Source organism: Actinospineispora eucalypti (genome assembly GCF_039543365.1).
GTDB lineage: Bacteria > Actinomycetota > Actinomycetes > Mycobacteriales > Pseudonocardiaceae > Pseudonocardia > Pseudonocardia eucalypti.
Window position 1 is genome coordinate 51,327 of sequence record NZ_BAABJP010000001.1, and the last position, 12,386, is coordinate 63,712.

Annotated in this window: 12 protein-coding genes; all 12 read left to right on the forward strand. The window is 70.2% G+C overall.

Annotated elements, in window-relative coordinates:
• The first annotated feature begins 48 nt into the window (after positions 1 to 48).
• Positions 49 to 954 (forward strand): S49 family peptidase, encoded by a 906-nt coding sequence (locus ABEB12_RS00265; RefSeq protein WP_185058373.1) that lies wholly within the window; start codon positions 49 to 51, stop codon positions 952 to 954.
• Positions 955 to 1,326: 372 nt separating this feature from the next.
• Positions 1,327 to 2,211, forward strand: coding sequence for a response regulator (locus tag ABEB12_RS00270; RefSeq protein ID WP_185058374.1), 885 nt, complete (start codon positions 1,327 to 1,329; stop codon positions 2,209 to 2,211).
• A 28-nt stretch (positions 2,212 to 2,239) separates the two neighbouring features.
• Positions 2,240 to 3,403 carry a hypothetical protein gene (locus ABEB12_RS00275; protein ID WP_221497508.1) on the forward strand — a complete coding sequence of 388 codons (1,164 nt, stop codon included), beginning with the start codon at positions 2,240 to 2,242 and terminating at the stop codon, positions 3,401 to 3,403.
• Between the two features lie 51 nt (positions 3,404 to 3,454).
• Entirely contained in the window at positions 3,455 to 5,206 is a 1,752-nt protein-coding gene (locus tag ABEB12_RS00280; RefSeq protein WP_185058375.1) for a sodium:solute symporter family transporter, read from the forward strand.
• A gap of 101 nt (positions 5,207 to 5,307) precedes the next feature.
• The gene (locus ABEB12_RS00285) at positions 5,308 to 5,652 is read left to right on the forward strand and encodes a DUF485 domain-containing protein (protein WP_185058376.1); all 345 of its coding nucleotides are present in this window, start codon (positions 5,308 to 5,310) and stop codon (positions 5,650 to 5,652) included.
• Entirely contained in the window at positions 5,649 to 7,292 is a 1,644-nt protein-coding gene (locus tag ABEB12_RS00290; RefSeq protein WP_345702442.1) for a solute symporter family protein, read from the forward strand. Before ABEB12_RS00285 ends, ABEB12_RS00290 begins: the two co-directional genes overlap by 4 nt.
• A gap of 112 nt (positions 7,293 to 7,404) precedes the next feature.
• Complete coding sequence (locus tag ABEB12_RS00295) at positions 7,405 to 7,740, forward strand: rhodanese-like domain-containing protein (protein ID WP_185058377.1); 336 nt, start codon at positions 7,405 to 7,407, stop codon at positions 7,738 to 7,740.
• Positions 7,741 to 7,744: 4 nt separating this feature from the next.
• The gene (locus tag ABEB12_RS00300) at positions 7,745 to 8,746 is read left to right on the forward strand and encodes a DUF4328 domain-containing protein (RefSeq protein ID WP_185058378.1); all 1,002 of its coding nucleotides are present in this window, start codon (positions 7,745 to 7,747) and stop codon (positions 8,744 to 8,746) included.
• Positions 8,747 to 8,770: 24 nt separating this feature from the next.
• Positions 8,771 to 9,736, forward strand: coding sequence for a DUF5926 family protein (locus ABEB12_RS00305; RefSeq protein WP_185058379.1), 966 nt, complete (start codon positions 8,771 to 8,773; stop codon positions 9,734 to 9,736).
• A 52-nt stretch (positions 9,737 to 9,788) separates the two neighbouring features.
• On the forward strand, positions 9,789 to 10,967 hold the full coding sequence (locus ABEB12_RS00310; protein WP_185058380.1) for a phosphotransferase: 1,179 nt from the start codon (positions 9,789 to 9,791) through the stop codon (positions 10,965 to 10,967).
• Positions 10,968 to 11,119: 152 nt separating this feature from the next.
• Positions 11,120 to 11,791 (forward strand): hypothetical protein, encoded by a 672-nt coding sequence (locus tag ABEB12_RS00315; RefSeq protein WP_185058381.1) that lies wholly within the window; start codon positions 11,120 to 11,122, stop codon positions 11,789 to 11,791.
• Between the two features lie 46 nt (positions 11,792 to 11,837).
• Positions 11,838 to 12,365 (forward strand): ferritin-like domain-containing protein, encoded by a 528-nt coding sequence (locus ABEB12_RS00320; protein WP_185058382.1) that lies wholly within the window; start codon positions 11,838 to 11,840, stop codon positions 12,363 to 12,365.
• Positions 12,366 to 12,386: the final 21 nt, after the last annotated feature.

Here is a 12,386-nt window from a genome sequence, read left to right on the forward strand (position 1 = left end):
GGCGTAGCAGTACTCGCCACTCACGGGCACACGCGTAGCGTGTCGCCCATGGCGACGTTGTTGGATCGGGTACCGAGTGTCGTTGCCGGGCGGCTGCCGGGGAGGCTGGGCGAGCAGGCCGGGCGTTCGGTGGTCAGCGTGGTCCGGCTGCACGGAGTGATCACGCCCGCGTTGGGGCCGGCCGCTCGCGCGGTGCTGAACCTGGGCACGGTGGAGCCGGTGCTCAAGCGCGCGTTCGGCTTCGAGCGGCTGGCCGGCGTGGCCCTGCTGATCAACTCCCCGGGCGGCTCGGCCACCCAGTCGGCGCTGATCGCGGACCGGATCCGGGGCCTGGCCGAGGAGCACGGCAAGGACGGGAAGGCGGTTCCCGTGCTCGCGTTCTGCGAGGACGTGGCCGCGTCCGGCGGCTACTGGCTGGCCTGCGCCGCCGACCAGATCTACGCGCACAAGACCTCGCTGGTCGGCTCGATCGGCGTGGTCAGCGGCGGCTTCGGGCTGGTCGGCCTGCTGGACCGCATCGGCGTGGAGCGCCGGGTGCACACCGCCGGGACGAACAAGGTCCGGCTGGACCCGTTCCTCCCGGAGAAGGCCGAGGACGTGCGGTGGCTCACCGGGCTGCAGGGCGAGCTGCACCAGCAGTTCCAGGCCTGGGTGCGCGAGCGGCGCGGCGACCGGCTGGTCGAGGCGGACACCGAGCTGTTCAACGGCGAGGTCTGGACCGGCGTGAACGCGCACCGACTGGGCCTGGTGGACGGCCTCGGCACGCCGAGAGAGATCCTGGCCGAGCGCTTCCCCGACGCCGAGCCGCAGCCGGTGGAGGGGCGCAAGCCGCTGCTCGCGCGGTTGGGGGTGGGCGGCGGCGGACTCAGCGGCAGGCTGTCCGGCGGCGGTTTGGCCGACGATCTGCTGCACGCCGCCGAGGTGCGGGCGGCGTGGGCGCGGTTCGGGCTCTAGTGTCGTGGAAACGAGGTTCCTTGCCCGGATTCGGTGTTCCGGGCGGATGCGTCGCAAGGCGGAGGAGGAGTGCGTAGCGGAGCTACGTGCGACGACGACAACGCCGCGAGGCGCCGGCTGGGCACCGAAGACGGGTGAGAGACCTCGTTTCCACGACACTTAGGTACCCCTGAGTAACGGCGTTTTTGCGGTAACCCCCGATAAGGGGAGTGGCGAAAACGTCATCAGGCCTGGCACTCGGCCAGAATCACCGTCAACATGTGAACTTGGCGGAACCGCCAGGATTCGACAGAGCAAGTGAACCCGGTGAGATAATGGATAGCCATTCCGTAAGCTATCGGCACCGGAGCGGTAGAGCAGGATGAGGAGATCGTGAACAGCACAGACAGCTCTGGCGGGCTGGTCGTCCTGGCGGTGGACGACGAGAAGCCCGCGCTGGACGAGCTCGAGTACCTGCTCGGCCAGGACCAGCGGATCGGCACAGTGCTGACCGCGTCCAACGCGAACGACGCGCTGCGCCTGCTGTCCACCCGGGAACGCCCCCGGGACGCCGGGGCCGGTCACGTCGGGCACGGGCCGGTACCGGTGCACCCGGTCACCGGCGCGCCGATCGCCCGCAGCACCGACGTCGACGTGGTTTTCCTGGACATCCGCATGCCCGGGCTGGACGGCCTGGAGCTGGCCCGGGTGTTCTCCAACATGTCGGTGCCACCCGCCGTGGTGTTCGTGACCGCGCACGACGACCGCGCGGTGGACGCCTACGAGGTCGGCGCGGTGGACTACCTGCTCAAGCCGCTGCGCTCGGAGCGCCTGCGCAACTCGCTGGACCGGATACTGTCCGCGCGCGTGGTCACCGGCCCGGACGGCAGCACCTCGGACGCCGGTCCCGGCGACGACGAGGTCATTCCGGTCGAGCTGGCCGGAACGACAAAGCTGGTGCCCCGGTCCGCCGTGCGTTACGTTGAGGCGCAGGGCGACTACGCCCGGTTGCACACCAACGACAACAAGAGCCACCTGGTCCGCATCCCGCTGTCGGTGCTCGAGGACCGTTGGCGCGATGCCGGGTTCGTGCGGATCCACCGCTCCTACCTGGTGTCGTTGCCGCTGGTCACCGAGCTGCGGCTGTCCGGGTCGGGTTATGTGGTGCGGATCGGCACCGGGCCGGAGACCGCTGAGCTGCCGGTCAGCCGGCGGCACACCCGGGAGCTGAAGGACCGGCTGGTCCGGGCCACCAAGCAGGCCTGGAGCCAGCGCTGACCGACGAAGGCACGCCCCGAGGGACGTGATGAACTCCGAGGAGTATCCGACCGGTTACCCGCCGTACCGGGATCGCGGTCCCGGGGCACGTGACGGGGATACCGACCCCGGGCCCGGCTCGGCGGACGCCCCGCTCTCGCCGACCGCCACCGACACGATGCGTCGCGAGCTGCACCGGCGGATCGCCGAGGGCACCGTGCCGGCGCCCAAGGCCCCGTCCCCCGACGAGCACCCCGTCGCGGTCGAGTACGCGGCTCAGGTCGAACAGCCGGTGTTCCCGGTCGAGCCGATCCCAGCGGCCGAACGGGTCTCCTCGGGCGAGCAGGTCCCGGTGGCCGAGCACCCGAGCGGCCCACTGCCGACCATCCAGCCGGCCTTCCCCGTCCCGGCGGCGGTCCCGGTAGCGGTTCCGGCCGCACAACAGCCCGTGATGCAGCCCGCCGCCGCCCAGAGTTCCGACGGCGAGCCACCCACGCCCGCCAACCCGAACCCGAGCCCGGCCGGCGGCGACGGGTCCGGCACCGTGTCCCGTTCCATCGGGAGCGGCGGCCGGCACGCGCGAAGGGACGGGGCCGCTCCGCAGGCGGGCGGGCCCCGGTTGGACTACGTGCCCAAGCACTCGATGAACAGCCCGGGCCTGGTCTCCCCAACTGCGGTAACCGACGTCTTCTCCCGGGTCCGGCAGGACCCCACGGAACGCCCGATGCCGGCGCGGCCGGAGTCCGAGCCGTTCGACCGGGGCCGCGAGCGGGAGGACGAGGTCCCGCCGCCTCCGCCGATCACCCGGGTGGCCGGTGGCCTCTACGCCCCCACCGAGGACAGCAGCACCTACCCGCCGGGCAAGCGGGTCCGGGTGGTGCTCTCCTCCCGCAAGGGGCACGCCCGACCGGTGCGCACCGTGGTGGACGTGCAGGAGCTCACCCAGGTCGGCGAGGTGCTGACCAACAGCCTGATCCGCTCGCAGCTCGCGCTGGCGCTGCGCATCGGGGGCATCGCACTGATCACGCTCGGCGCACTGCCCGCGATGTTCCACATCTTCCCGATCCTGGGCCGGTTCGAGCTGTTCGGCATCCGCCTGCCGTGGTTGCTGCTCGGCGGGCTGGCCTACCCGTTCCTGCTCGGGCTCGGTTGGATGTACTCGCGCTCGGCCGACCGGCTCGAGCAGGTCTTCGCGGACCATATCCAGAGCTGATCCGACCGGCACCTGCCCGCCGCACGGTGCCTGGTCGTAGGGTGTGTGGTCATGAGTCAGAGTGCCGTGGTGGCGCTGTCGTTCATCGCGGTCGTCGCGGTGGCCTCGACGGTGATCGGCTCATTCGGGGTCCGGTTCGCCCGCAACACGTCGGACTTCCTGGTCGCCTCGCGCACCGTGGGACCGACCGCCAACGCCAGCGCGATCTCCGGCGAGTACCTGTCCGCCGCGTCCTTCCTCTCCATCGCCGGGCTGATCCTGAAGGACGGGCCGGACGCGCTCTGGTACCCGGTCGGCTTCACCGCCGGCTACCTGGCGCTGCTGCTGTTCGTGTCCGCGCCGCTGCGCCGGTCCGGCGCGTACACCGTGCCGGACTTCGCCGACTTCCGCCTGCACAGTCCGGTCGTGCAGCGGGTGTGCACGGTGTTCGTGCTGGTCATCGGCTGGATGTACCTGCTCCCCCAGCTGCAGGGCGCCGGGCTCACCGTGGCCACCGTGGTGCCCCAGCTGCCCGCGTGGAGCGGTGTGGTGGCCGCCGGGCTGATCGTGATCGCCACGGTGATGTTCGGCGGCATGCGCTCGATCACCTTCGTGCAGGCCTTCCAGTACTGGTTGAAGCTGACCGCGCTGACCGTGCCCGCCATCGTGCTGCTGGTATTCGTCGGCAGCGACCACCGGCCGTACAACCGGCCGGCGCCGCCGCAGTTCCCGCACGAGACCACGGTGAACATCAAGACCGACGTGCTGCTGCAGGTCTCCCAGCCGGTCAGCTTCGTGGCCGACGGCGTGGTGGACAACCGGGACGTCCGGGGCTTGGTGCGCTGGAGCCCCGGGGTGCATGAGGTGCGGGAGGGCAGCCTGCTGACCTTCGGCGCGGGCACCCCGGTGCCGGTGCCGGCCGGCACCCCGATCCGGGACTCCAGCTGGCTCACCCCGCTTTCCGGGGACGCGGACAACCAGCTGCTCAGCATCTACTCGCTGATCATGGCCACGTTCCTGGGCACCATGGGGCTGCCGCACGTGCTGGTGCGCTTCTACACCAACCCGGACGGCCGGGCCACCCGCCGCACCACGGTGGTGGTGCTCGGCCTGCTCGGGGCGTTCTACCTGATGCCCACGCTGCTCGGCGCGCTGAGCCGGCTCTACGTGCCGCAGCTGCTGGTCGGCGGGGACACCGATGCCGCCGTGCTGCTGCTGCCCCAGGCCGCTCTGGGCGACGGGCTGGCGCCGACGCTGCTCGCCGGACTGGTCGCGGCCGGCGCCTGGGCCGCCTTCCTCTCCACCGCGTCCGGCCTGGTGGTCGGTGTGGCCGGGGTGCTCGCCACCAGCCCCTCGCTGTTCCGCAAGGGCGGGGTGCGGGACTTCCGGGTGGCCACCGTGCTGGCCGGCGCGGTGCCACTGGCGCTGGCCCTGGTCGCCTCGCGGCTGGACTTCACCCAGACGGTGGCGCTGGCCTTCGCGGTGGCCGCGTCCACCTTCTGCCCGCTGCTGCTACTGGGCATCTGGTGGCACCGGCTGACCGACTACGGCGCCGTGGCCGGGCTGCTGGTCGGCGGGATCAGCTCGGCCGGCGCGGTCACCCTGTTCCTGTTCGGCCTGCACCCCGGCGGTGCCCTCGGGCAGTTCTTCGAACGCCCAGCGTTGATCACCGTGCCGCTCGGCTTCGCGACCATGATCGTGGTCAGCCGGATGACCAAGTCACGGGTGCTGCCGGACGTCTCCCGCCTGATGCTGCGTCTGCACGCACCGGAGCGGCTGGGTTTGAGCCAGGACCGGGCCCGGAAGCTCAACGAAAACGATTGATGCCGACAAACCGGCAACCCACCGGGGGCCGATTGGCAACAATCTCAAGACTGTCATAAGGTTCCGACTCTCGGTCGACGGTGTCCGTGAGGGGAAGTCTCGTGACGACAACCGGTTCTGCGTCCAACCCGGGAACGACGTTCCAGGAGATCCAAGCCAGCGGGGAATTCCGTGAGCTGCGGAAACGTCTCCGCGGCTTCGTCTTTCCGATGAGCGCGGCATTCCTGATCTGGTACCTGCTCTACGTACTGCTGGCCGCCTACGCGCCGGAATTCATGTCGATCAAGTTGCTGGGCAACATCAACGTCGGACTGGTTATCGGACTTCTCCAGTTCGTCAGCACTTTCTTGATCACCACGGTGTACGTCCGGTACGCGAACAAACATCTGGATCCGGGCGCCGAGCGGCTTCGCCGCCAGCTCGAGGGCGGGGAGGAAGACGAGTGAACGGCACGTTTCTGGCTCAGGCCGGCGGCTCGGCCACGGTTGGCGAGCCGATACTCAACATCGGTATCTTCCTGGTATTCGTGCTGGTCACCCTGGTCATCGTGTTCTACGTCGGGCGCAGCAACCGCACCGCTTCCGACTACTACGCGGCCGGACGGGCGTTCACCGGGACACAGAACGGCGTGGCCATCGCCGGTGACTACCTCTCCGCCGCTTCGTTCCTCGGCATCGCCGGCGCGATCGCGCTGAACGGCTACGACGGCTTCCTCTACTCGGTCGGCTTCCTGGTGGCCTGGCTGGTGGCATTGCTGCTGGTCGCCGAGCTGCTGCGGAACACCGGCAAGTTCACCATGGGCGACGTGCTGTCGTTCCGCATGCGGCAGCGCCCGGTGCGCGCGGCGGCGGCGGTGTCCACCCTGGTGGTCTCGTTCTTCTACCTGCTGGCCCAGATGGCCGGCGCGGGCGGCCTGATCTCCCTGCTGCTCGGCATCAACGACGACAAGTCCACCTTCTTCGACGGCCAGTCCGCCGTGATCGCCGTGGTCGGCATCCTGATGGTGGTCTACGTGCTGGTCGGCGGCATGAAGGGCACCACCTGGGTGCAGATCATCAAGGCCACGCTGCTGCTGGTCGGCGCCGCCGTGATGACCGCGTGGGTGCTGGGCAAGTTCGGGTTCAACCTTTCCGGGCTGCTCGGCGAGGCCGTGGCGCAGAGCCCGAAGAACGGTGAGAAGATCCTCGGGCCCGGCCTCCAGTACGGCGTCTCGAACACCGCAAAGATCGACTTCGTATCGCTGGGCCTGGCCCTGGTGCTGGGCACCGCGGGCCTGCCGCACATCCTGATGCGGTTCTACACCGTGCCCAGCGCCAAGGAAGCCCGCCGCTCCGTGGTGTGGGCGATCTGGCTGATCGGCATCTTCTACCTGTTCACCCTGGTCCTGGGCTACGGCGCGGCCGCGCTGGTGGGTCCGGCGACGATCACCGCCGCACCCGGTGGGGCGAACTCGGCGGCCCCGCTGCTCGCCTACGAGCTGGGCGGCGAGGTACTGCTCGGGCTCATCTCGGCAGTCGCCTTCGCCACGATCCTGGCCGTGGTGGCCGGCCTGACCATCACCGCGTCGGCCTCCTTCGCGCACGACGTCTACGCGAACGTGCTCAAGCGCAACACCGAGCCGGACTCCGAGGTCCGGGTGGCGCGGCGGACCGCGCTGGTGATCGGGTTGGTGGCCATCGTCGGCGGCATCCTGGCCAACGGGCAGAACATCGCCTTCCTGGTCGCGCTGGCCTTCGCGGTGGCCGCCTCGGCGAACCTGCCGACCATCCTCTACTCGCTGTTCTGGCGGCGGTTCAACACCACCGGCGCACTGTGGAGCATCTACGGCGGGCTGATCTCCTGTGTGGTGCTGATCGTGTTCTCGCCGGCCGTGTCCGGTGGGAAGACGCCGATGATCAAGGGCGTGGACTTCCACTGGTTCCCGCTGTCCAACCCGGGCCTGGTGTCCATCCCGCTGTCGTTCGTGCTGGGCATCGTGGGCACCTACATCGGCGGACGGGAGACCGAGTCGATCCGCCGCTACGCCGAGATGGAGGTCCGCTCGCTGACCGGCGCCGGCTCGGAGCGCTCCACCGCCGCGCACTGACGCCGTTTCTTCGACGAAAGCCCCGGCCCGCTCACGGTGCCGGGGCTTTCGTCTCTTTACCGCGGGCGGCTCTTTACCGCGGGCTGACGGGGGTGGTGGGTAGGGTGCCGGTGTGAACAGTGGTCAGGTGCCTTCGGTACTGGTGGGTGAGCTGCCGGCGGGCGCCCGCCCGGTGGACGTGCGCGAGGCGGACGAATGGGCCGCCGGGCACGCCCCGGACGCGGTACACCTGCCGATGTCCGAGCTGGGCAATCGGCTGCACGAGCTGCCCGAGGACCAGGACCCGCTGTACGTGATCTGCCGGTCCGGCGGGAGATCCGGGCGTGTGGTTCAGTACCTGGTAGGCCAGGGCTACCCGGCGGTGAACGTGGAGGGCGGCATGCAGGCCTGGGCGGCGGCGGGCAAGCCGCTGGCCGGCGAAGGCCCGGACGCGCCGCAAGTGATCTGAGCCGATGAACTGCCCACGTTGCGGGCTGGCCCAACCCGCGCGGCCGGTCGACCAGCAGAGCGGCGCCTTCTGCGCGCACTGCGGCCAGTTCCTGGTGCCCATGCAGTGGGTCGCGGTGCCGCCGCCTCCCCCGGGCGGCTATCCGCCGGCCCGGGTGCCCACCCCGCGCTACGCCGGTCCGCCCCGCTACCGGGGCACTCCGCAATGGGGCTTCCCCGCGTTGCCGTGGGTCGGCGAGAAGGCATCGGAGCAGGGCGCGATGGCGCCCGCGCAGGCCGGGGGTGTCGCCCAGCCGCAACGCCGCCGGGAACGGGACGACTCACCCGGCGCCGACGGCGCGGCTGCGGCCAAGCACGCCGGGCTGCTGGTGCCGCTGCTGCGCGGCCTGAGCCTGCTCGCCGGGTTGGCCGCGATCGCCGAGCTCTGGCGGTACATCCTGCTGCTGCGCAGCCGGGCCGACGCGCTCAACGCCGCCGAGGTGGCCGCCTCGGACGCCTTCCAGCATGCCTCGGCGTGGGTGTGCACGGTGACGTCCGTGCTGGTCGGCGCCTACTTCCTGTTGGCCTGGCTGCCTCGGGCGGTGTCGGCGGCGAACGAGTGCGCCGGGGTCAAGGGGTCGCGCAGTCGCCGGGCCATGCTGCTCGGCTGGCTGGTCCCCGGCCTGAACCTGACCGTGCCCGGTTCGGTGCTGGTCGAGGCGGAGCACGCGGCGCTGCGCCACCCGGCCAGCCAGCGTCCCCGGCCCAGCCGGCTGCTGCTGGTGTGGTGGGGCCTGTGGATCGGCAACGTGGTGTTCGGCGTGTTCGCCGTGATCTGGCTGTTCCGGTCCGGGGTACAGGCCGCCGCCGACGGCGTGCTCCTGCACGTGTTCGTGAACCTGTTCGCCACGGCACTCGCGTTCGTCACCGCCCGCGTCGTGCTCTGGCTGACCGCGCTGGTCAACCCGCCCCAGGAGATCCCCCTGCCGGTGGTGGTGAGCGTGCGCGCTCCCGTCGCCGCCCGCTGAACCCGGTTCGATACGGTTGCCGCGATGAGTAAGAAGACCAGGAAGTCCCCGCAGCGCAAGGCCGCCGACGCGACGGCCGGGCCCAACCCGCGCCAGCCCTGCCCGTGCGGCTCCGGCAAGCGCTACAAGGCCTGCCACGGCGCCGGCGACGACGTGATCGTGCTGGACCCGTTCCGCGACCTGGCCGCCGCGCCGGACCTGATCGCGATGCGCGAGTTCGTGCCGTCCGCGCTGGCGCCGCTCACCCTGGCCGACGCCGGCAAGAAGCTGGCCGCCGGCCGGACCGCGCAGGTCGCCACCGTGCTGCCGAACGCTTCGGCGGCTCTGGTGCGCGGCAACGGCGAGGCACTGATCGGCATGCAGGTGCAGACCCGTACCGGGGACATCTCCACCGACCTTGGCCGCGCGCTGCGCTGGGCGTTGACCGCCGAGCCGGGCGAGCAGCTGCCGGTGGCCGGCGCGGCACTCGGCGACCCGGTCCGGCTGCAGGATCTGCTGGTGGCCGACGCCCCACTGGACGTCACCGTGCACACCGACTTCAGCTGGTGGCTGGACCCGGGCACGGAGGCCACCCCGGAGATGACGGCCACGCTGGAGCGGGCCAACAGCGTCATCATGCCAACCGACCTGGTGCGCGCCGACGGGGTTCGCTCCGCGTACTGGACCGACACTGGCGAGAAGGCGCACATCCGCTGGCTGCGGCCGGAGCCGGAGGACCGGCTGCTGCCCGCGCTGGCCCGGCTGCTCGCCCGCGAGGAACTGGACCTGGGCGAAGGCTCGCGGTTCGTCGGCGCGTTCCGCGCGCACGGGTTGCTGGTCCCGGTGTGGGACGTCGACAAGGAGATGCACGTCAAGGAGTGGTCGGCGCCGGCCGAGGCGTTCGCCAACCGGCTCGGTTCGGCCCTGGTGTCCCTGGACAGCTCGCCGGTGACCGACGCCGAGCGCCGGGCTCGTGACTCCATCATCGGGCGCCAGGTCACCTTGCGCTGATTTGTGGCGTCCCTGGGCGCGCGCTGTACAGCACCTGCTATCTTCCTCGGCCATGGGCAGTCGACTCGAGCTGGCCGCTCTCACCGGGCGGATCGCGTACCACGTGGCCAAGGAACGGCTGACCAAGCCGCGACCGGTCAACCTGCGCCAGGTGCCTCCCACTCCGGAGGCCATCACCGACGAATGGCTCACCCTGGCGCTCTGTGACGACGTCCCGGGTGCCCGAGTGGTCGGCCATGAGCTGGGCAAACGGGACGACGGCACCTCGTCGCGGCGGTGGCTGACCGTGCAGTACAACGAGGCCGGGAAGGACCTGCCGTACCGGTTCTTCACCAAGTCCGGGCCGAACTTCAAGACCCGGCTGGTTTCGGCGGCGGCCGGACTGAGCCGGATCGAGGCAAACTTCTACGCCCTGGTGCGGCCCCAGCTGGAAATCGAGGCGCCGCCCACCCGGTACTCCGCCTACGACCCCATCTCCAACCGGCAGATGCTGATCGTGGACGACATCGCGGCCACCCTGGGCGCCGAGTTCGGCACCATCCTGACCCGCAAGCTCACCCGGGAGATGGCCGAGGGCGTGGTGGACACGCTGGCCGCCCTGCACGTGAAGTTCTGGGGCGCACCGCTGCAGCGCATGTACGGCAGCTGGCTATGGAACTCCTACGACTTCATGGCCACGCTGAACGTGACCATCGGCGCCACCAAGCGCATCATGTCCGGGTTCGACCGGGGCAGGCACGTCATTCCCGCCCGGCTGTACGACCGCCGGCACGAGGTTCCGGCCGCGCTGATGCGTTCCCTGGAGATCAACATCTCCGGCCCGCAGACCATGCTGCACTCGGATGTGCACCCCGGGAACTGGTACGTCACCAAGGACGGCGCCATGGGGCTGTGCGACTGGCAGTGCGTGGTACAGGGCGGTTGGGCGCGCGACCTGGCCTACGCGCTGTCCTCCGGGTTGACCCCGGAAGACCGCCGCGAGTGGGAGAAAGACCTGGTCGCGCGGCACGGTCAGCGCCTGGCCGAAGCCGGGATCGAGCCGCCCTCGCCCGAGGAGGCGTTCCTGGCCTACCGCCAGCAGATGCCGCACGCCATGTTCATGTGGCTGGGCACCCTGGGCCGGCACCCGCTCCAGCCCGACTACCAGCCGAGGGACATCGTCATGGAGACGGTGCGGCGCGTCTGCACGGCCGCCGACGACCTGGAGACCTTGGACGCGCTGAAAGCCTGATTTGTACGAGCTCGTGTTCGAACGGATGTTTCACGTGAAACATGCGGTACGCCCAGGGCGGTAGTCGCCCCACGCGGTACGCCCGGGGCGGTAGTCGCCGTTGCGCCCCGGGGAGGACGCGCTCGGGGCACCGGATCGCCACTCTTGGCGGTATGGCTGAAACGGTGCACGTCGAACGGCGGTCGGACCCACGGTTGTTCGCCGGTTTCGGGTTCGTAGTGGTCTTCCTGGTTGGCTTGGTGGGGAGTTTCGCCCTGGCCAAAGCCGGGTGGCCGACCCCGGCGACCCCGACGCAAGAGGTGCTCGAGTTCTTCGCCGTCAACTCGGCGGCGGTCGCGGCGAACGCGATCGGCCAGGGGTTGGCGGCGATCCCGCTGCTGGCTTTCACCGCCGGGCTGGCGCGCACCTTCACCGGTCGCCCTTCGGCACAGCTCACCGCCGCGGGCGCGGTCGCGGCGGGGACACTCTTGTTGTCGGCCGCACTGGTGAGCACCGCTTCGGTCGCGGCGGCCACCGGCGACGGGAACCTGGTTGCCACCGTGTTCTACCTGGCGTTCCTGGTCGGCGGGCCGGCCCACGTGGTCGCGTTGTCGGCGCTGCTGGGCACGCTGGCCGTGGCCGGCCGGCTGAGTGGCCGTCTGCCCGGGTGGCTGACCACGCTCGGTCTCGGGTTTGCCGGGCTGGGGCTTCTGTCGGTGGTCAACCTGGCCGCTCCGCTGGTGGCGATTACCGGACCCCTGATTCCGTTGGGCCGGTTCGGTGGTCTCCTGTTCATACTGCTGGCGGTGCCCGCGCTACGTCGCCGAGCGGTCGTCCGGACGTGACAGGAATCCGCCACCCGGAGGACGTGCGACACCTATTGTCTTTCCCATGCCGAGTTTTCCCGAGCTGCTTCTTGACCAGATTCGCAGCGAGTTCACCGCATCCCAGCAGTACACCGCCGTCGCGGTATGGCTGGACGGGCAGGACCTGCCTCGGCTGGCCGCACACTTCTATGCGCAAGCACTCGAGGAGCGCAACCACGCCATGAGCATGGTGCGCTACCTACTGGACAACGGTCTGCCGGCACGCATCCCGGGAATCGGCGAGATTCGGAACGACTTCAGCTCGGTGCACGACGTGGTGAAGCTGGCATTGGACCAGGAGCGCCTGGTTACCGACGAGATCACCACGTTGGCCAAGACCGCCCGGGACCAGGGTGATTACCTGGGCGAACAGTTCATGCAATGGTTCCTCAAGGAGCAGGTGGAAGAGGTCGCCTCCATGTCCACGCTGCTCACCGTGGTGGACCGGGCCGGTGACAACCTGTTCCACATCGAGGACTTCGTCGCCCGCGAACTGGGCGGTGAGGACCGAAACGACCTCACCGCCCCACCATCCGCCGGCCCCCGGGTCTGAACCGACCGAACCAGGGTGCTG